Raw genomic sequence first — 19,325 nt, 5'->3', positions numbered from 1 at the left:
CGCCGATCCGTTCGACGCCATCGTCGATGCTCCCTTCGATTCTGCGCTATCAGAGCGCTATCTCGTCTATGCGCTGAGCACGATTACCGCGCGCTCGCTACCTGACCTGCGCGACGGATTGAAGCCAGTTCACCGGCGCCTGTTGTGGGCGATGCGGCAACTCAAACTGGACCCCAACAGCGCCTTCAAAAAGTCTGCCCGCGTCGTGGGTGACGTGATCGGCAAGTACCACCCGCATGGCGACTCTTCGGTCTATGATGCCATGGTCCGCCTGGCGCAGGATTTTGCGCTGCGTTATCCGCTGGTCGAGGGACAGGGAAATTTCGGCAATATCGACGGAGATAATGCCGCCGCCTATCGATATACCGAGGCGCGGCTGACCAAGACCGCGCTGCAACTGATGGAAGGGCTGGGCGCCGGGACGGTCGATTTCATCCCGACCTACAATGGCGAGGAGGAAGAGCCCGAGATCTTCCCCGGCCTGTTCCCCAATCTTCTCGCCAATGGTTCGAGCGGCATTGCGGTCGGCATGGCGACCAACATTCCGAGCCACAATGTCGCGGAGATCGTCGACGCCACGCTTGAGGTGATTGACAACCCGCATGTCGAGCATGCGCGACTGATGGAGCTGTTCAAGGGGCCGGACTTCGCCACTGGCGGTATCCTGGCCGAAAGCGCTGAGACCATTGCCGCAGCCTACGAGACGGGGCGCGGATCCTTCCGCGTGCGGGGACGGTTCCATGCGGCTGAGTCCGACAAGCCCGAAGATCGCGAAGCCGGGATCGAGCGCCTCGGTGGAGGGCAATGGCAGCTGGTCATCTCCGAAATTCCTTACCAGGTGCAGAAGGGCAAGCTGATCGAACAGATCGCCCAGCTGATAGCCGACAAGAAGCTGCCGATCCTCGAAGATGTCCGCGACGAGAGCGATGAGCAGATTCGGATCGTGCTGGTGCCACGCAGCCGCAACGTCGAGCCCGAGCTGCTCAAGGAAAGCCTCTACAAGCTGACCGATCTGGAGACGCGCTTCGGGCTCAATCTCAACGTGCTCGATGCCGGTCGCACGCCGATGGTGATGAGCATCAAGGAAGTGCTCACCCACTGGATCGCCAGCCAGATCGACATCCTCCAGCGTCGCACGCGCCACAGGCTTGGGCAGATCGAGCGGCGGCTGGAGCTGCTCGAGGGCTATATCATCGCCTTCCTCAACCTCGACCGGGTGATCGAGATCATCCGCACCGAGGACGAGCCCAAGGCGGTGATGATGGAAGAGTTCCAGCTCACCGACAATCAGGCCGAAGCGATCCTCAACATGCGCCTGCGCAGCTTGCGCAAACTCGAGGAAATGCAGCTGCGGCAGGAGCGTGACGAGCTCTTGAAGGAGCAGGAGGACCTTAACAAGCTGCTCGAAAGCCCCGCGCGCCAACGCACACGGTTGAAACGCGATCTCAATGCACTGCGCAAGGAATACGGCGAGGACACCGCGTTGGGCCGCCGCCGTACGACAATTGCGGAGGCATCGCCGGCCGTCGAATTCAGCATGGACGCGATGATCGAGAAGGCACCGGTGACGGTGATCCTTTCGCAGCGCGGGTGGATCCGTGGGGCCAGCGGGCACTTGCCACTGGACCAGGAATGGAAATTCAAGGAGGGTGACGGCCCGGCATTCGTGCTCCATGCGCAGACCACCGACAAGTTGCTGCTGGCCGCTGATGATGGGCGCTTCTTCACACTGGGCGCAGACAAGTTGCCCGGTGCGCGCGGTTTCGGCGAACCGGTGCGCAATACGCTCGATATCGATGCCGAGGCGCAGATCGTGGCAGTGATCGTCCACAAGCCGGGCCAGCGCCTGCTGCTGGCTGCGACGACGGGCAAGGGCTTTGCCGCGACTACCGACGAGCTGCTCGCCGAAACGCGCAAGGGCCGCCAGGTCGTCAACCTCAAGGACAAGGCCAAGCTGGTCGTGGCACGCCCGATCGAAGCCGGGCACGATCATGTCGCGGTGGTTGGCGACAACCGCAAGCTGGTGGTGTTCAACCTCGAGGAAGTGCCGGACATGGCGCGCGGGCAGGGCGTCACATTGCAACGCTATCGCGATGGCGGCCTCAGCGACGCAACCACCTTCAAGCTCGAAGACGGCCTCAGCTGGACGATGGGTGGCAAGGAAGGCCGGACCCGAACCGAGCCCGAAATGTGGCAATGGAAGGTCGCGCGCGGCGGCGCAGGGCGCATGCCGCCGACTGGCTTCCCGCGGGATAACCGGTTCGGCTGACTTTACTGAGTTGGCAACTGAAAAAGGCCGGAAGCGTCTGCGCGCTTCCGGCCCCCTACAGCCCGGCTATGCGGGCCCCAGCTGTTACTGCGCCTGCGCGGCCAGAGCTTCGTCGATCTGGGCGTTGGTCAGGCGTGCCATCAGACCGTGGTCGGTGGCATCGAAGTGGCCGCGCAGCAGCGTGACCTTGTTGGTTTCATCACCGCCGCGAGCGATGATGATGTTGTCGCCATCGATCTCGAGGATGGTGCCGAGCGCGGCATGATCGGCGGCCATGGCTTCGGCACCAACGGTCAGAGCAGCATCGCGCTTGGCGGCGGCTTCGGCGAGCTGCGCGTCAACCAGGCCGTTGAGCTGATCCTTGGTGACGGTGATCGTCGGGCCGGTTTCGCCCTGGCCATACATTTCGACGCCCAGCGGAACCTTGTGCTTGCCAGTGTCGAGCACGGCCTGGCCGTTTTCGACCGATACGATGGTACCTACCTGGTTGCCCTGGGGTCCATAGACGGTGGCGCCGGCGACGACCTGCTCGTTGGCGAGAGCAGGGGTGGCGGCGAGGATGGCAGCGGCTACGGCCAACTTGGCGAATTTCATGATGCAACTCCGATATTCAAATTCGACACATACGGCTTCGCCACGCGCCAACGCGCAGTGCAGCCGACGGGGATGTTTAGAGCGGCGCGAATGGACATCCGCACGACCCGCAAGGCTCCCGCCAGGCGGGTGCGGGAACTCTATTCCATGCGAAAGCCGATATGGCAACCGCGTGGGAATCTTGTAGCAATAACCAGCTTAAGCCAGGCTGAAGCGGCTCAGCGCGCGGCCAGTTCTTCTTCAAGCAGGGCTTCTACCCGCTCGCGTGGCGGGAACTGCTCTTCGATCCAGCGCCGCTCCACGGCGCGCAGGATACGGGCAACTTCCGGCCCCTTGCCTATGCCGCGGGCGACGATCTCTCCCCCCTTGAGCGGAAGCTGGGGGACCTGCCACCCGCTTAGCGAAGCAGAATCGCTGGCCGTGAGCAGCAGTCGGTCGATCGCACCGTCGAGCCCTTCGCGATAGGCCAAGGCCCGTGGTGCCTCGGCATCAGTTGGAGTGCGCCCAGCTGCGCAAACCAGGCGCGCGCGTTGTGCCTTGGAGAGGCGCAGGCGGGCCGCCACGGTTTCGGCGACGCTGGGTACGGCTGGCAGCAACGCGGCGAGCCGACGAATCTCGTTCGGCTGGTGGGCTTGCGCATTTTCCTGTGCGACCAATGCCTTGAGGCTAGCGCGTTCGGGTGCGCGCGCTTCCGGCAGGATGACTTCGAGGACGCCCAACTCGGCCATGAGGTCGATCGTCTGGATCGGATCGGGCAGGGAGAGGATTGCCAGCAGTTCCATCGCAACGCGTTCGCGGCTGAGGCCCTTGAGCGTGCTGGCAAGCGACTGGCATGCGTGCACTGCCTCTTCGTCCAGTGCATCGCCGAACCGCGCCTGGAAGCGGAAGTAACGCAGGATACGCAGGTGATCCTCGCGAATGCGGTCTTCCGCTTCGCCAATAAAGCGGACGCGGCGTGCGGTCAGGTCAGCGAACCCGCCGAAATAGTCGGAAAGCTCCAGCGTGACCGGGTCGGCATAGAGCGCGTTGATGGTGAAATCGCGCCTGGCGGCATCCTCGCGCCAGTCATCGGCGAAAGCCACGGTTGCGCGGCGGCCATCGGTCGACACATCGCGGCGAAGTGTCGTTACTTCGACCGGTCCCCCATCGAGAATGGCAGTGATTGTGCCATGATCGATACCAGTGGGAACGGTCCGGATTCCGGCCGCGCGGCATTTGTCGATCACCGCGCCGGGGCGATGCGGTGTCGCGCAATCGATATCGTTCGGCGTAATTCCCAGCAGCGTGTCGCGCACGCAGCCGCCGACCCAGCGTACCGAATCCGCGCCAAGGGCGTCGACCAGTCGTGCCAGGTCTGCGCGCTGTGTCCATTCCGCCTTGGGCAGGTGCTCAGCCATCATGCGCTTCCAACCAGGCCAGGCGAAGCGAGAGGTTCCAGCAGATCGCTGCGGTCACACCCCAGATGCGATAGCCGTCATGATCCATCTCGAGATATTCGCGCATTGCGCCTTTCCAGAACACCGAGTTGCGGTTCCATTGCGACGCATCCATGAGCTTGTCGAGCGGGCATTCGAACCAGCTTTCGACCTCATGCGGGTCGGGCTGGATCGCCAGGCCATCGGGTACGGTGGCCAGCACCGGCGTTATCTCAAAGCCGGTTCCAGTCCAGTATCGATCGGTCGTGCCGATCACACGCACATGCTCGCCTGCAATACCGAGTTCTTCCCAGGCCTCGCGCAGGGCTGCCTCGATCGGGGTTTCGCCGTGATCGAGCTTGCCTCCCGGAAACGCAACCTGCCCCGGATGATCGCGCATGGTGCGCGGACGCTGAGTCAGCAGGACACTTGGGCGTTCGCTATCCGTTACTGCGATCAACACGGCTGCTTCGGCCATATTGTCGAGGTCAGCGAAGCGCTTGTCGGTCATCAATTCGCCGACGTCGCGCGCATGTCCCCGATGGAGCATGCCAGCAAGACGATCAAACAACGTGCTCATGCCGGCAGTAACGAGAAGCTCGCCCCCGCACTGGTCACGGTCCAGTCGTCGCCCCCATCGAGCGCGATCTGCGCCAGCTGCTCATAGGTCGAGCGGTTGAGCCGGGCCTCGCAGCCGCGCCGCACCGCGATGTAGAGCGCGGGCGCATCCGCATCTCCTGCCGCGTGGATCGGGTTCTGTGGCCCGGCAACCACCAGTTCGTCGGTATTGAGCCGGAAGGCCAGTGTGCCCTCGGTCTGGCTGACGTCGGTCGCGACGAAGGCTGCATCCTCGACTTTGATGGCGAGCTTCTGGATAGGCGTGACCAGCCAGTGTTGCCCTGCATTATCGCGCAGCAGCAGCCCGGAGAACGCGCGCACCATGGCCGGGCGGGTAATGCGCGATCCTTCGTGGTACCAGTTCCCGTCGGTAGCGATGCGCATGTGGCTTTCGCCCCGTTCCTGCGGCGACCACTGTTCGACCGGCGGCAGCTTGCGCGCAGCGACCTGCTCGGCGATTTGCGCAAGCGAGAGACCGGCAAGTTCGGGAGGAGGAACGTAAGGCATCGTCAGAACAGCCGATGCCAGATGCGCGCTAGTTCGCCAAGGCCGACGTCCACGGCCCCAACATGCCCTCGGGCGGCAAGATCGCCGGATTGCCCGAGCGAGCGAGGAGGCGATGCTTCTCGTAGGGCCCGGGGCAGTGCCAACCTCCCGTGTGTTCGGCGGTGAAGTGCCAGCGATCGTAGTAGTCGGGATCGCCGATCATCACCTGGGGCAGCGGGGCAGCACCATCATCGAACCCGCTGTCGATGGCGGCAAGGCTTGCCGCCATCAGCGCTTTGCCGAACCCTTCGCCCTGGCGGCCGGGCATGACCGCAACGGGCCCGACCATGATCATCGGATGCGGCCGCCCCTGCGGATCGGTTAAAGCGACTGGCCAGCACTGGATCGTCCCGGCGAGATAGTCGTCGTCATCAAGGGCGGCGAAGCTGAGTGCCTCCAACCAGTCCATCCCCTCGCGAATGCGGTAGGCGGTACGCGCGTGGCGGCCTTCTCCAAAAGCGGCGTCGAGCAGCTCTTCGACCAGCGCGGGGTCGATCGCGGACAAGGGCACAAGGGTCGCCATAAGGGCGCGGCGCTTAGGCCCCCTGCGCTCCCGAGTCGATCAATTTCACCTTAGCGCGGGCGAAGTTCCAGCAGGCGGCCGCCCTGTCCGTCCTCGATTGCCCATAGGGCCCCGTCAGGCCCCTCGATCACACCGCGGATGCGGCCGTCCATGGCATAGCGCGCGATCTCGCGTGCGGTATCGCCATCGATGGCAACGCGGACGATCGCATTACTCGACAGGCCGGCGATCAGGGCATTGCCCTTGAAACCGGGGAACAGGTCGCCGCGATAGAATGCCAGGCTGCCCGGCGCTATCACCGGGGTCCAGGTGATCGCGGACTGATGGTAGGCCGTGCTGGTGGCGTTGTTGGGGATTTCGGTGCCGTCATAGTGGTCACCGTCGGACACGCGCGGCCAGCCGTAATTGGCGCCCTTTTCGACCAGGTTGAGCTCATCGCCGCCGGCCGGCCCGTGCTCCACATCCCACAGGCGTCCTTCGAGATCGAAAGCGAGACCCAGGAGATTGCGATGGCCATAGGACCAGATGTCCTGTGCCTTGCCCGCTTCGCCGGTGAAGGCATTGGCTGATGCCGCGGTGCCATCGAGATTCAGTCGCACCACTGAACCAAGATTGTTCGATGTATCCTGCGCCGGCTCCATCTTCTGGCGTTCCCCGCTTGAAACGAACAGATATTGGCCATCGGGACTGAAGGCGATGCGGTGCGAATAGTGCCCGCGGCCCGTTACCTTGTGCTGCCGCCAGATCACGCTGAGGCCTTCGATCGTGCAGGTATCGACCCGCGGGCAACTGAGCATACCCTTGCCGACGACCGCGCCGCGCGTGTCGTCCTCGCCCGCTTCAGCCCAAGAGAGGTAGATCGTCCGGGTGCCAACTTCGCTCGCCGCCTCTGCGGGCAGGAAGGCGACGTCACCCAGGCCACCCTGGCCACCGAAGTCCACTTTTGGGGTGCCGGTGACCGCGCCCCGCGTGCCGTTGGCGGTATTGATGAACTTCAGCGCGCCCGCCTTCTCGGTGATGAACAGCAGAGAGGTGCCGGGCAGGAATGCGGCGGCCCAAGGGCGATCGAAATTGCCGTGCTCGGTGATCGCAAAGGTCTCTTCAGCGGATGGATTATCCCCGCCTGCACCATTCCCGCAGCTTGCGAGCAGGAGGAGGGGCGATAGGGTAGTGGCAAGTATCGAAGGCTGTTTCATGTTCTGTGCAATTCCCGAAGATGGACTTCGTGCCGCGCCGCTGGTCATCGGTGTCGATGAGGCCGGGCGCGGGCCGCTGGCGGGACCAGTTGTGGCGGCGGCCGTGGTGTTGGGCAAGCCGGTCCCTAAAGGATTGGACGATTCAAAACGCCTTTCATCGAAAAGGCGTGCCGCGCTGGAGCCGCAGATCCGCGCGCAGTGCGGTTGGGCGCTGGGCGTTGTCGAACCCGAGGAAATCGACCGGATCAACATCTTCCAGGCGACCATGCTGGCAATGACCCAGGCGGTTGCCCGGCTGGTTGCGGCGCTGGGAGTGGACCCGGAAGACGTGTTGATCGACGGCAATATGACGCCTGCCGGGCGCAGGGCCGAATGGCGCTGGTCGGCGCGCGCGATAGTCGGTGGGGACGGGCTCGAGCCGTGTATCTCCGCCGCGTCGATCCTTGCCAAGGAGTACCGCGACCGGTTGATGCGCGAGGCGGCCGAGAGGCACCCTCATTACGGCTGGGAACGCAATATGGGCTACGGCACGGCGGAGCATATCGAGGCATTGCGGGTGTACGGGCCAACCCCGCTCCACCGCCGCAGCTTCGCCCCGGTGGCGCAGGCCGATCTGTTTGCAGCGGCCGGCTGAGCCGTCAGGTCTCAGGCAAGGCCGATAGTTCCTCGGCAGCGGCTGCGCGGGCGGCGGCCTTCTCGGTTTCGATCTTCAGGCGCTGCTTGGCGACGGCGCGGGCTTGCCTGGCCAGCCCCATCCAGGTGGCTTCGGCGCGCAGGGCGCGTTCGCGCACGTTTTCGAGCGTGGCGACCTTCGCTTCGGCAGCAGAGGCTTCCGCTCGCGCGACGTAGAATTCGTAGGATTGCTGGGACACATTGGGGCCTTTCGACGCAGGGGTGGTCGCCCCGCACGGCAATTGCAAATCGATCGCGTGCGAGGCGAATCCGGGATCAGTCGGCGGCCGAAAGATTCACTGCGCTCGCCTTGCCATTGCGGCCGGTCTCGATTTCGTAATTGAGGCGCTGGTCCTTATCGAGCGACTGCATGCCGGCGGCCTGCACTGCACTGATGTGGACGAAGCTGTCGTCCGAACCATCGTCGGGCTGGATGAAGCCATAGCCCTTGTCGGAGTTGAAGAATTTGACTGTGCCAGTCTTGCTCATGGTGTTTCCTTTCAAGAAACGATGGGTTGCCCCACCGCAGGATGCGGCGAGGTCGTGCGTCAAATCGTCCGATGAAAGGAAGTCGTCGTCTGGTTTGCGCCGGGGCCCAATTGGGGCAAGCGGCGTTCGTCAAAGGCCGAAGTCCGTCGCAAATTTCGACGTCAGCGTGAGCGCAGTAGCATGCCGACGCTGATCGACCTAACGATTAAACTATCGGGCGATTGAGTCCTCCGCGCCACACCCGCATCATCTTGAGTCCGGCGAATCCGTCCGGACTCAATATCTTGTGCCGGACTCCTTTCGTTCTCTCTTGGATAACGGCATGTTAAGGCTAACGGGCTATCGCAAGACTCTTGACGTGGACTCCGCGAGGACTCACCCTGTGGATAACTACGAACAGGGGAATACGCATGGGGGTCATTACGACCACGAAGAACCGCGCCCAAGCGGTTGTAAAAGCAGTTGCAACACCGAAGGAACTGCTCCCGCTCGGGCAGATCATTGCGGGCGACTGCGTGGAAGCCATGCGTTCGATCCCGACCGCTTCGATCGACCTCGTCTTTGCCGATCCGCCGTATAATCTCCAGCTTGGTGGGGACCTTGCGCGCCCGGACGGCAGCCATGTCGATGCTGTCACTGACGAGTGGGACCGCTTCGACAGCTTCAAGACCTATGATGATTTTACCCGCGCCTGGCTGACCGAGGCGAAGCGCATCCTCAAGCCCGATGGCGCGCTGTGGGTGATCGGCAGCTACCACAATATCTTCCGCGTCGGCGCGATCCTGCAGGACCTGGGCTTCTGGATCCTCAACGATATCGTCTGGCGCAAGGCCAATCCCATGCCCAATTTCAAGGGCACCCGTTTCACCAATGCGCATGAGACGCTGATCTGGGCGAGCCAGGGCGAAAAGGCGAAGTATCACTTCAACTACCGCGCGATGAAGACGCTCAATGACGAGCTGCAGATGCGCAGCGACTGGGTGCTGCCGATCTGCGGCGGACAAGAACGGCTCAAGGAAAGCGGGACCAAGGTCCACCCGACGCAGAAGCCCGAGGCGCTGCTCTATCGTGTCCTGTTGTCGACCACCGAGCGCGGCGACGTGGTGCTCGATCCCTTCTTCGGCACCGGCACAACCGGCGCGGTGGCCAAGCGTCTTGGTCGCGAATGGATCGGCTGCGAACGCGAAGGCGTCTATCGCGACGCCGCGCTGAAGCGGATCGAAAAGGAACTCCCGCTCGACGAAAGCGCACTTACCACCATGCAGGCTGGTCGCGCCGCGCCGAAGGTCGCTTTCGGAGCATTAGTGGAGGGCGGTTTCCTCAAGCCCGGGACCGAAGTATTCGACAAGAAGCGGCGCTGGGTCGCAACGGTGCGCGCCGATGGCTCGCTGGCGCTGGGCAAGCAGACCGGCAGCATCCACGGTCTTGGCAAGGACCTGCAGGGTGCGCCCAGTTGTAACGGCTGGACCTTCTGGCACTATGAGAGCGCCGGCGAGATCAAACCGATCGATGCGGCGCGACAGCTCTACCTGCTGGCGGTGGAAGACTAGGGTGCGCTAAGCGCTGCCCAGCGCTCGAATTTTGAAAGCAAGCCGCGGGAAGCGCAGGTCCGCGGACGCCGATAGGGGCTCCTCAACTTTTTGAGGAGCCAGCGTGCGTTACATTATCGGATTGACCGCCCTGACCTGCGGCCTGATTGCGGAAATACATGACTACAGGTCATTCCGGCGAGACAAAGCGCTGTCAGCATTGACGTTCGGCCGCAGGGGTGGTCGATCGTGAGGTCGGGTTTGTGCAGTACCTCAATGAACAACAACCTTGACCGCTACGATTGGGATGCCATTCATGCATCACTGGATGCGAAGGGCTACGCGGTGCTGCCAGTGCTGCTCACTGAGCGGCAATGCCGGGACATGGCGGACCTGTATCAAGATGACAGCCGGTTCCGCTCCCACATCCATATGGCGCGCCACAACTTCGGGCGTGGCGAATACAAATACCTGTGCTATCCGCTGCCGCCGCTGGTCGAAAGGCTCCGTACGCAACTCTATCGACGGCTCGCTCCCATCGCCAATGCCTGGTGCGAAAGGTTGAAGCTCGACCAGCAATATCCCGGGTCTCTCAACGAGTTTCTCGACCGCTGCCATACCGCGGGGCAGGAGCGGCCAACGCCCCTGCTGCTCAAATACGGCAAGGGTGACTATAACTGCCTGCACCAGGACCTTTACGGTGAGCACGTCTTCCCTCTGCAGGCGGTCGTCATGCTATCCGAACCCGGGAGCGACTTCGAAGGGGGTGAGCTCTTGCTGGTCGAGAACCGTCCTCGCATGCAGTCGCTGGGGCACGTTGTCCGGCCGGGATTGGGTGATGCCGTAATCATTGCAGTCAATCAAAGACCGCAGCGCGGCACCAGAGGCGATTACCGAGTTGCCCTGCGTCACGGCGTCGCAGAGATTTCCTCGGGGTCGCGGCAAACACTGGGTATCATCATGCACGATGCCGCCTAGGAGTTCGAGTTCGGGGCTTGCTGACCTTGAGTTGTGCCGTTCTATCCGCCTGATCCAACGAAGATTGCTGATCAGAAGCCCGTCGTGAATTCAATCAAGCTCTGCGGCAGGAGGTCGAGCGCAGTTGCCTCGACTTGCTTGTCCAAGCCGGTCACTACCATCGTCCCGACTACTAGTAGCATCACGCCGAACACCGGCTTGGCGAAGCGCGAAATGGTGCGCAAGGCGCCTGCCTTGGCCGCCAGCGCCTTGCGTGATCCGTAAGCGAAGGCGATGATCGACAGGGCCACTCCCATCGAAAAGGCGAGGAAGATCAGGAAGGCCGAGGCGAGGCTTTCGCCCTGGCTTGCCGCGGCAATCGCGGCGCCCAACGTCGGGCCCACGCACGGGGCCCACACCACGCCGAGTATCAGCCCCACCAGGAACTGACCTTTCATCCCCGCACCGTCCACCGTATCGAGCTTGTTCTGCGCCCGGTTGGAAAGTGGAGCGGCGAGCGCCGAAATCCGTGCCTGCAAGGCTGGGATGAGCAGCACGATGCCCGAAATCGCCAGCAACGCCCCGGCACCGATGCGGATCGCCTGCTCGTTAATGCCGAGCTGAAAACCGAAGGCGATCACGGTGAAGCCGAACAGTGTGAACGACAGCGCGATTCCCGCCGCGAGCGCCATGGGACCGCGAGGATGCTTGCCCACCGCCGATGCCACCAGGATCGGCACAAGCGGCAGGACGCAGGGGTTCAGGATGGTTACCAGCCCTGCAATCAGGGCCAGTGCGAATTCACCGAGCATGCCAGATACGGATCTGTGTTAGGGTCAGAGGCCTGCGATGACCGCGGCGCTGAGCTTTTCCGGGCGGGTTTCAGCAATCGAGCGCGCCGTTTCGCTCCGTCCCTTGAAGACCAGGATCGTCGACTGGCGCGGGATACGGTGGGCCCGCAGGAAGTCCTTGTCCTTGTCGAAATTGACCTTGACGAAGACTACGTTGGTGAAGCGCTTGTCGGCCCGCAGTTTCTCAAGCGTGGGCTGCTGGGCACGGCAGGTCGGGCACCAATCCGCATGGACGTCGACGACGATTGTCTTCCCTGCGGCTTGCGCGGCCGCGAAGTTTTCCGGCTCGTATGCCGTCCAGCCTGCTGCAGCGAGCGCCGGAACCGCGGCGACCAGGGCCACCAATGAAAGCAGGAAAATCTTGAGCTTCTTCAGCATTATGGGAACCTCGATCGCAATTTTGATAGACCCTCGCCGGGTCCCGCGTTGCTTCGCTTGCCCCAAGGGATCGGTTACAAATATCGTGAGTTCGCGGTGCGGGTTTCCTAATCTTTCAGGCGCTCATATCCCTGGACGTATAAATCTATTCGCAACGCTCCCGATCTGGATTTTCTTCGCCATGACCCTGTTCCATGTGTTCCATCCTTAAGCTCGGCTGCTAGGAAGCTGAACGATGACAAGCTCAGTCTATATCCGCCCCATCGGTTTCGTCCTCGGCCCGCAGAGTGAACATGGCAATGCCATCAGGCTTGCTGGCGGGATGGTCTATGCAAGCCGCTTTGCAGTGATCCTGCGGCAGGACGGGACGGTCGCCGAACGCTGGCTCGCCGCGCCCGACACCATGGCGCAGGTGCTGGGGGAACTGCCCGATGCCGTCGGTGCCGAGGCGGAGGCGCAATGGGCCAATCTCAAGCTGGCGCATCCGCCGCTGGCGTTGGGTTCGCGGACGGTTCGGCTCGACCAGCCGCAGGTCATGGGCATCCTCAATGTCACGCCTGACAGCTTCAGCGACGGGGGTAAGTTTCTCGCCGATCGCGAGGCGGGAAGGGCGTATGCCGCGGCCATGCTAGAGGCAGGAGCGGGGATCCTCGATATCGGGGGCGAGAGCACGCGGCCGGGCGCCAAGGCCCTGTGGGAAGGCGACGAAATCGAGCGCGTTGTCCCGGCAGTCGAAGCCTGCACGGCCATGGGCGCCGCGGTCAGCATCGACACGCGCAAGGCAGCGGTGATGGAGGCGGCGCTCGCGGCGGGCGCGCACATGGTCAACGATGTCAGCGGCCTCGCGCACGATCCACGCGCCGCGGAGGTGGTTGCAAGTGCCGGCTGCCCGGTGGTGTTGATGCATGCACCGGGGACGGGGGACGATCTCCACGAGGGCGGCAACTATGACAGTGTGGTGTTCGACGTGTTCGACGCGCTGCGCGAACGGCGGGATGGTGCGGTAGCCGCGGGTATCGATCCGGCGAACATCATCCTCGACGTCGGCATCGGTTTCGGCAAGGCGCTGGCGCACAGCCTCGCGCTGATCAATGCGCTGCCGATGTTCCACGCGTTGGGGCACCCGCTGTTGCTCGGCGCGAGCCGCAAGCGGGTGGTAGGCGCCTTGTCGAACGAGGCGCCCGTCGAACAGCGGCTCGGCGGCAGCGTGACGCTGGCGGTGAAGGGCATGGACGCAGGTGCGCAGATGGTCCGGGTCCATGACGTCCCCGAAACCGTCCAGGCGCGAAACGTCTGGCGCGGCCTCAGGGACGCAGCGTTGACCGATTTTGCAGACCTGCCGGGCTAGTCGCCGGGCGAAGCTGCCGATCCGGCCAGTAGGCCACCATCGAGGGTGAGCTCGGCCCCGGTCATATAGGCGCTTTCGGGCGAGGCGAGGTATACGCAGAGGGCAGCGACCTCCTCGACCGTGCCGAAGCGCTTGAGCGGGGTATCGGCGACCATCGCTGCCATCCGCGCTTCGCGATCGGGCCCGTCGCCGATCAATGCTTCCCACATCGGGGTAAGCACGGCCGCGGGATGGATCGAATTGCAGCGGATCGCCCATCCGTGCTGCGCTGCGTAGAGGGCAACCGACTTGGTGTGGTTGCGGATCGCCGCCTTGCTCGCTGCATAGGCCGCTGCTCCCGGGATACCGACGATGCCTGAGCGCGAAGACATGTTGATGATCGATCCCGTTCCCCGGTCCCTCATCGCCCGCAAGGCATAGCGGCAACCGAGAAAGGTGCCTTCGGAATTCACCGCGTTGACCCGGCGCCACTCGGCAAGGCTCGCATGTTCCGGATCGTGCGGCCCGGGCGAATCTTCGAAGCCGGTAATCCCGGCGTTGTTGACGAGTACATCAATCACGGGAAATTCGGCGGCGAATGCGTCCCAGTCGACCTCATTTGCGACGTCGAGCTTGCGGAACTCGCAGCCCAGTTCGGCGGCCGCTTTCCTGCCTTCGTCCTCGTCAATATCGGTGAGCACGACATGCGCACCCTCGGCCAGGAATGCGGTGCAGACGGCTTTGCCGATGCCGCGCGCACCACCGGAAACTACGCACAATAATTCATTCAGTCTTTGCATGGGTATACCTCGGGAAAATCAGGTGAGATCACCGGACGCAATTCGCGCCGGGTTCGAAAGCTGGTCCGCCTTAGCGGTGGCTCTTGATCACCTGAGGTACTCCCGATTGGTTCGGCAGCGAGGTAGCGCGATCAGGCGGCGTTGTCGATCCCAAGCTCCGACAGCTTGCGGTAGAGCGTGGATCGACCGATGCCCAAACGCCGAGCGACCTCGGTCATGCGACCACGATAATGGCCGATGGCGAGGCGGATGATGTCGGCCTCGATTTCTTCGAGCGGACGCAAGTTACCATCGTCGGTATAGAGGATCACGCCAAGCCCGCGCGCACGGCTCTCGCCGCGGTCGGGGCTGTCGCCAAGCAGTTGCGAGAGCTGCGGGAAGCTGTGCGCAGTAAGTGCTTCCCGTTGTTCGAAGACTGAGGCGCGGAACAGCACCGCCTGGAGTTGGCGCACGTTACCGGGCCAATCGTAGGCTTCGAGCAGGGTCAGCCCGCTGTCGGCAATCGAATGGTGGATCAGCCCCGGCTGATCGCCGATCTTGGAGAGGAAATAGCGGGTAAGGGCAGGGATGTCGCCGAGCCTGTCGCGCAAGGCGGGCAGGTGGATGCGTGTCGCGGAAAGTGCAGTGAAAAGGCGCGGTGAGAATTCGCCAGCAGCCACCAGCTCTTCCACTGGCAGATCGCTCGAAGCGAAGATACGAACGTCGATCTTGAAGCCGTGCGCCGCACCTGTCGGGCGGACGATTCCGTTCTGGATCACGTCGGCCAGCCGTTCCTGCTGGGGGAGGTCCATGCGGTCGATGTCATCGAGGATCAGCGTGCCGCCGTCGCAAAGCTCGAGCAGGCCGGTCTGGCGATCGAAGGCCCCGGCAAAGGCACCCTTCTCGTGACCGAAAAGAAGCGATTCGAGCGAGGTCGCGGGCATTGCACCGCAGGCAACGAGCTTCATCGGCGTCTTGGCGCGGGTCGACGTGGCATGCATCGCCCGCAGCACCATTTCCTTGCCGGTTCCACTTTCGCCTTCAACCAGCACGTGGCCGTGTCCGCGCGCCGCGGTGGCCGCCTTGGCCAGCGCCGTACGGAACGGTGGCGCGGTGCCGACCATCGCGTCGAACTCCAGCACAGCAGGCATTTTCTCGGACATCGGCTGCAGCTCGTTGCGCTGCGCCTCGACCCGTGCCGCGCTGCGCAGGGCGGCAAGCAGACGGTCGGGCCCGACGGGCTTGATCAGGTAATCCGTGGCACCCGAACGCATGGCTTCCACCGCAAGTAGCGGCGAAGTGCTCGCGGTGAGCATCAAAATCGGGAGTTCAGGGCGCGCAGAGCGGATTTCGCGGATAAGTTCACAAGCATCTTCGCCGGGCACCCGCTGGTCGACCAGAACCGCATGAATGTCGGCTCCTTCGGGTGCGACGAGCCTTTCTATCCCCTCGGCTCCCGAGCCCACGACCTGCGTGCGCCAACCCTCGCGCGCGGCGAGCGTGCTTACGAAGCGGCTTTGCGCCGGTTCGTTGTCAATCAGCATCAACAGGCGCGTTTCGTCGGTCGCCATAAGGATTGCCGGCCCCCCGTAGCCTAAGGGCGGAACACCGCCGTTCAGCCATGCATAGGGCAAAGGGGTAAATAGCCGATTAAGCCTGTTTGCCCCCTGAGCAGGCCACCGAAGGGCTTGAGCGAGTGCCGCGCCCGCGATAGACCGCAGCAACTGTTATTCCGAACTCAGGGGAGCGTCATGGATTCCGCCAACGATATGAAGGCACACAGCAGCACCTATTCATCCTTCATCGGCATGCTGAAATGGGTCATCCCCACTCTGGCGCTGATTACGCTGCTCATCGTCGTCCTGATCTCCGACTAAGCCTGCGATCATGCGCATCGCGGTGCTGAAAGAGAGCACGACCGGGGAAAGCCGGGTCGCGCTGACACCCGAGACTGCGAAAAAGTTCGCAACGCTTGGAGCGACAATCGCGATCGAGGCTGGGGCCGGCATCAACGCCGCGATCTCCGACGAGGCCTATCGCGAAGCCGGGGTAGAGGTCGGCAAGGCAGCTGCGACGGTCAAGGATGCGGATATCATCCTTGGCGTGCAGGCGCCCGACGTGGCGGCGCTGAAGGGTGCAAAACCGGGCGCCTGGGTCGTCGCGACATTCGATCCGTTTCGCGAGACCGCGCGGGTAGAGGCCTATGCCAAGGCGGGGCTTGAGGCGCTGAGCATGGAATTCATGCCGCGCATTACCCGTGCGCAGAGCATGGATGTGCTTTCCAGCCAATCGAACTTGGCAGGTTACAAGGCGGTGCTGGCTGCGGCGAACGAATATGGCCGTGCCTTCCCGATGATGATGACCGCTGCCGGTACCGTGCAGGCGGCGCGCGCTTTCGTGATGGGCGTGGGCGTAGCGGGCCTTCAGGCGATCGCCACGGCCAAGCGGCTTGGCGCGCAGGTTTCGGCCACCGACGTTCGCTCGGCCACCAGGGAGCAGATCCAGTCGCTCGGTGCGAAGCCGATTTTCGTGGAGAACGTAGCAGGGATCGAAGGCGAAGGCTCGGGCGGCTATGCCACCGAGATGAGCGAGGAATACCAGAAGGCGCAGGCCGAACTGGTGTCGGGCCATCTTGCCAAGCAGGATATCGTCATCACCACTGCGCTGATACCGGGTCGCCCGGCGCCTCGGCTGATCAGCGATGCGCAGATCGCCACGATGAAGCCCGGCAGCGTGATCTTCGATCTCGCAGTGGCGCAAGGCGGCAATGTCGAAGGGTCGGTCCCCGACCAGGTGGTCGAGAAGCACGGCGTCAAGATCATCGGCTTTTCAAACACCGCAAGCCATCTCGCAGCCGATTCCTCGGCACTGTTTGCGCGCAACCTCTACAATTTTCTCTCGGCTTTCTGGGACAAGGAAGTGGGCAAGCCTGTGCTCGACGAGGAAATCGGCAATGCCGTGCGGCTGACGCAGGGCGGCAAGGTCGTGAACGAGAGGCTGGCGGCGCAATAATTCCGGACCCGGGGAGGGCCAAAGTGGACTTCATCTCAATCCTGTCGATTTTCGTGCTGGCCTGTTTCGTCGGCTATTACGTCGTCTGGTCGGTCACTCCGGCGCTGCACACCCCTCTGATGGCGGTGACCAATGCGATCTCGTCGGTGATCATTGTCGGCGCGCTGATCGCTGCCGCTACTGCGGGGAGCGATATCGCCAAATGGATGGGCTTGGCGGGCGTTGTGCTGGCGAGCGTGAACATCTTCGGCGGCTTCGCCGTCACCGAACGCATGCTGGCGATGTACAAGAAGAAGGAGAAGAAGTGATGTTCTCCTCTCTTGCTGCTTCCGCAGGCGCTGCGCCGCTCGAATGTTTCGGTGACTGTGGCCCGGCTGCCGCGCACGGTGCGGTGAACCCCTGGGTTGCGCTGGCCTATCTTGTAGCGGGTGTCTTCTTTATCCTCGCGCTGCGCGGACTGTCTTCACCAGCGACCAGTCGCCGGGGCAATCGCTTCGGAATGGCAGGTATGCTGATCGCTGTCGCTACCACCCTGGTCACGCACGAGATCGCCAATATCGCCGAGATCGGCATCGCAATCTTCCTTGGCGGCATCATAGGTTTCGTCATCGCCCAGCGTATCGCCATGACCGCCATGCCGCAGCTTGTGGCCGCTTTCCACTCGTTGGTCGGCCTCGCGGCAGTGCTGGTCGCGGTTGCGGCATTCTTGAATCCGGACGCGTTCGGGATCCTTGATGCTTCCGGCAATATCCTCGCGGTAAGTCGGGTCGAGATGGCGCTTGGCGCGGCAATCGGCGCGATCACCTTTTCCGGATCGGTCATCGCCTTTGCCAAGTTGAACGGGAACATGAGCGGCAAGCCGATCATGCTGCCCGCGCGACACGTGATCAACCTCGGCACGCTGGTGGCGATCCTTGGCGGCACTGCGGCCTACGCGATGGCTCCGGTCGCACCCGCAGGCGAGGGGTGGCTCTTTTGGGCGATCGTCGCCGCTGCCTTTGCAATCGGCTTCCTGCTGATCATTCCCATTGGCGGCGCGGACATGCCGGTCGTGGTGTCGATGCTCAACAGCTATTCCGGCTGGGCGGCGGCGGCGATGGGCTTCACGCTGCACAACACAGCGATGATCATCACCGGCGCGCTGGTCGGCAGCTCGGGCGCAATCCTCAGCTACATCATGTGCCGCGCGATGAACCGCAGCTTTATCTCGGTGATCGCCGGGGGCTTCGGAGCAGATGACTCAGCTGCTGCGGCCGGGGGTGGCGAACAGCGCCCCTACAAGACCGGCAGTGCCGAAGACGCCGCGTTCATGCTCGAACAGGCGGAAAAGGTCATCGTCATCCCCGGCTACGGCATGGCGGTGGCGCAGGCGCAGCACGCCTTGCGCGAAATGACCGATCTGCTCGAAGAAAAGGGCGTCGAGGTGAAGTTCGCGATCCACCCAGTTGCGGGCCGCATGCCTGGGCACATGAATGTCCTGCTGGCCGAGGCGAATGTGGCTTACGACAAGGTGTTCGAGCTCGAAGACATCAACTCAGAGTTCGCCCAGGCCGACGTCGCCTTCATCATCGGTGCGAACGATGTGGTGAACCCTGCGGCGAAGACCGACAAGAGCTCGCCTATCTACGGGATGCCCGTCTTCGACGTAGACAAGGCCAAGCAGGTGTTCTTCATCAAGCGTAGCATGGGCGGGGTGGGTTACGCGGGGGTCGACAACGACGTCTTCTACATGAATCAGACCGTCATGTTGCTCGCTGACGCGAAAAAGATGGTCGAGGAAATCGTAAAGGCGCTCGACTGAAGGCGTCGCGATGAAACGGAAAATCCTGATTGTCGGTGCAGTGCTGCTTGCCCTGGGCGGCGGGTGGCTACTGACCGGCGGGCTTGGCCGGGCGGTCGAGAGCCGGATCGAAAGCGAACTCGTTGCCCACGGCCTACCCCAGCCTATGGCGTCTTGCATGGCCGATCGAATGGCTGACAGGCTGACTTTGGGGCAACTGCGCAAGCTTGAAAGCCTGAACTCGAAGGAAGGCGAGGCGGTGGCGCCGATCACCGTGGCAGAATTCCTCGAGCGCGCGCGACAGGTCGACGATCCGGAGGTCATCGAAGTCACCGCCACGTCTGCCGCGGTCTGCGCTTTCACCGCCCGATAGGCGCTTCTTGCATTGTA

At 63.1% G+C, this 19,325-nt stretch carries 22 protein-coding genes; 10 read left to right on the top strand and 12 right to left on the bottom strand.

The annotated features are described in order from the left end of the window. Nucleotides 1-2,269 (top strand): DNA topoisomerase IV subunit A (gene parC, locus AAFM29_RS02330; RefSeq protein ID WP_341711217.1); only part of this gene is annotated, 2,269 nt, incomplete at its 5' end. A gap of 84 nt (nt 2,270-2,353) precedes the next feature. Here parC and AAFM29_RS02325 read toward each other — a convergent pair. The 6 genes from AAFM29_RS02325 to AAFM29_RS02300 all read right to left on the bottom strand — a co-directional run bounded on the left by AAFM29_RS02325 (nt 2,354) and on the right by AAFM29_RS02300 (nt 7,161). Then, on the bottom strand, nt 2,354-2,863 hold the full coding sequence (locus AAFM29_RS02325) for a hypothetical protein (protein WP_341711216.1): 510 nt from the start codon (nt 2,861-2,863) through the stop codon (nt 2,354-2,356). 218 nt (nt 2,864-3,081) lie between these two features. Next, nucleotides 3,082-4,260, bottom strand: coding sequence for a CCA tRNA nucleotidyltransferase (locus tag AAFM29_RS02320; RefSeq protein ID WP_341711215.1), 1,179 nt, complete (start codon nt 4,258-4,260; stop codon nt 3,082-3,084). Beyond that, on the bottom strand, nt 4,253-4,858 hold the full coding sequence (locus AAFM29_RS02315) for a CoA pyrophosphatase (protein ID WP_341711214.1): 606 nt from the start codon (nt 4,856-4,858) through the stop codon (nt 4,253-4,255). The genes AAFM29_RS02320 and AAFM29_RS02315 overlap by 8 nt, the downstream gene beginning before the upstream one ends. Beyond that, nucleotides 4,855-5,403, bottom strand: a complete 549-nt coding sequence (locus AAFM29_RS02310; RefSeq protein WP_341711213.1) for a DUF1285 domain-containing protein — start codon at nt 5,401-5,403, stop codon at nt 4,855-4,857. Before AAFM29_RS02310 ends, AAFM29_RS02315 begins: the two co-directional genes overlap by 4 nt. Nucleotides 5,404-5,431: 28 nt before the next feature. After that, the gene (locus tag AAFM29_RS02305) at nt 5,432-5,965 is read right to left on the bottom strand and encodes an N-acetyltransferase (protein WP_341711212.1); all 534 of its coding nucleotides are present in this window, start codon (nt 5,963-5,965) and stop codon (nt 5,432-5,434) included. Between the two features lie 50 nt (nt 5,966-6,015). Then, nucleotides 6,016-7,161, bottom strand: a complete 1,146-nt coding sequence (locus AAFM29_RS02300; protein WP_341711211.1) for a PQQ-dependent sugar dehydrogenase — start codon at nt 7,159-7,161, stop codon at nt 6,016-6,018. Between AAFM29_RS02300 and AAFM29_RS02295 the strand changes: the two genes are divergently transcribed. Further along, nucleotides 7,160-7,795 carry a ribonuclease HII gene (locus AAFM29_RS02295; protein WP_341711260.1) on the top strand — a complete coding sequence of 212 codons (636 nt, stop codon included), beginning with the start codon at nt 7,160-7,162 and terminating at the stop codon, nt 7,793-7,795. The two genes, AAFM29_RS02300 and AAFM29_RS02295, sit on opposite strands and share 2 nt — an antisense overlap. Nucleotides 7,796-7,799: 4 nt before the next feature. Here AAFM29_RS02295 and AAFM29_RS02290 read toward each other — a convergent pair whose 3' ends face one another. Further along, the gene (locus tag AAFM29_RS02290) at nt 7,800-8,033 is read right to left on the bottom strand and encodes a hypothetical protein (RefSeq protein ID WP_341711210.1); all 234 of its coding nucleotides are present in this window, start codon (nt 8,031-8,033) and stop codon (nt 7,800-7,802) included. Between the two features lie 76 nt (nt 8,034-8,109). Further along, nucleotides 8,110-8,322 (bottom strand): cold-shock protein, encoded by a 213-nt coding sequence (locus tag AAFM29_RS02285; protein ID WP_341711209.1) that lies wholly within the window; start codon nt 8,320-8,322, stop codon nt 8,110-8,112. Nucleotides 8,323-8,732: 410 nt separating this feature from the next. On the opposite strand from AAFM29_RS02285, the gene AAFM29_RS02280 reads away from it, so the two are divergent. Together AAFM29_RS02280 and AAFM29_RS02275 are read left to right on the top strand one after the other, a co-directional pair. Further along, entirely contained in the window at nt 8,733-9,872 is a 1,140-nt protein-coding gene (locus AAFM29_RS02280) for a site-specific DNA-methyltransferase (RefSeq protein ID WP_341711208.1), read from the top strand. Nucleotides 9,873-10,127: 255 nt separating this feature from the next. Next, the gene (locus AAFM29_RS02275; protein WP_341711207.1) at nt 10,128-10,829 is read left to right on the top strand and encodes a 2OG-Fe(II) oxygenase; all 702 of its coding nucleotides are present in this window, start codon (nt 10,128-10,130) and stop codon (nt 10,827-10,829) included. A gap of 71 nt (nt 10,830-10,900) precedes the next feature. On the opposite strand, the gene AAFM29_RS02270 is transcribed toward AAFM29_RS02275, so the two are convergent. Next, nucleotides 10,901-11,620 carry a cytochrome c biogenesis CcdA family protein gene (locus AAFM29_RS02270; RefSeq protein WP_341711206.1) on the bottom strand — a complete coding sequence of 240 codons (720 nt, stop codon included), beginning with the start codon at nt 11,618-11,620 and terminating at the stop codon, nt 10,901-10,903. A gap of 24 nt (nt 11,621-11,644) precedes the next feature. Continuing rightward, nucleotides 11,645-12,037, bottom strand: a complete 393-nt coding sequence (locus AAFM29_RS02265) for a thioredoxin family protein (protein WP_341711205.1) — start codon at nt 12,035-12,037, stop codon at nt 11,645-11,647. Nucleotides 12,038-12,272: 235 nt separating this feature from the next. Between AAFM29_RS02265 and folP the strand changes: the two genes are divergently transcribed. Further along, a complete protein-coding gene (folP, locus tag AAFM29_RS02260) occupies nt 12,273-13,385 on the top strand; it encodes a dihydropteroate synthase (RefSeq protein ID WP_341711204.1) in 1,113 nt (370 codons plus the stop codon). On the opposite strand, the gene AAFM29_RS02255 is transcribed toward folP, so the two are convergent. Together AAFM29_RS02255 and AAFM29_RS02250 are read right to left on the bottom strand one after the other, a co-directional pair. Continuing rightward, complete coding sequence (locus AAFM29_RS02255; protein WP_341711203.1) at nt 13,382-14,164, bottom strand: SDR family oxidoreductase; 783 nt, start codon at nt 14,162-14,164, stop codon at nt 13,382-13,384. The genes folP and AAFM29_RS02255 overlap by 4 nt on opposite strands. A 131-nt stretch (nt 14,165-14,295) precedes the next feature. Further along, nucleotides 14,296-15,714, bottom strand: a complete 1,419-nt coding sequence (locus AAFM29_RS02250; RefSeq protein WP_341711202.1) for a sigma-54 dependent transcriptional regulator — start codon at nt 15,712-15,714, stop codon at nt 14,296-14,298. A 180-nt stretch (nt 15,715-15,894) separates the two neighbouring features. On the opposite strand from AAFM29_RS02250, the gene AAFM29_RS02245 reads away from it, so the two are divergent. The 5 genes from AAFM29_RS02245 to AAFM29_RS02225 are packed head-to-tail and all read left to right on the top strand — an operon-like array spanning nt 15,895 to nt 19,308. Beyond that, nucleotides 15,895-16,020, top strand: coding sequence for an aa3-type cytochrome c oxidase subunit IV (locus tag AAFM29_RS02245; RefSeq protein WP_341711201.1), 126 nt, complete (start codon nt 15,895-15,897; stop codon nt 16,018-16,020). Nucleotides 16,021-16,030: 10 nt separating this feature from the next. Next, the gene (locus tag AAFM29_RS02240) at nt 16,031-17,155 is read left to right on the top strand and encodes an NAD(P) transhydrogenase subunit alpha (RefSeq protein ID WP_341711200.1); all 1,125 of its coding nucleotides are present in this window, start codon (nt 16,031-16,033) and stop codon (nt 17,153-17,155) included. A 23-nt stretch (nt 17,156-17,178) separates the two neighbouring features. Then, complete coding sequence (locus AAFM29_RS02235; protein WP_341711199.1) at nt 17,179-17,463, top strand: NAD(P) transhydrogenase subunit alpha; 285 nt, start codon at nt 17,179-17,181, stop codon at nt 17,461-17,463. Beyond that, complete coding sequence (locus AAFM29_RS02230; RefSeq protein ID WP_341711198.1) at nt 17,463-18,956, top strand: NAD(P)(+) transhydrogenase (Re/Si-specific) subunit beta; 1,494 nt, start codon at nt 17,463-17,465, stop codon at nt 18,954-18,956. The genes AAFM29_RS02235 and AAFM29_RS02230 overlap by 1 nt, the downstream gene beginning before the upstream one ends. Nucleotides 18,957-18,966: 10 nt before the next feature. Continuing rightward, nucleotides 18,967-19,308 carry a hypothetical protein gene (locus AAFM29_RS02225; protein ID WP_341711197.1) on the top strand — a complete coding sequence of 114 codons (342 nt, stop codon included), beginning with the start codon at nt 18,967-18,969 and terminating at the stop codon, nt 19,306-19,308. Nucleotides 19,309-19,325: the final 17 nt, after the last annotated feature.

This window comes from Erythrobacter sp. (assembly GCF_038133525.1).
GTDB lineage: Bacteria > Pseudomonadota > Alphaproteobacteria > Sphingomonadales > Sphingomonadaceae > Qipengyuania.
Note: the sequence above shows the minus strand (reverse complement) of the source record. Positions and strands in the feature narration are given on the sequence as shown.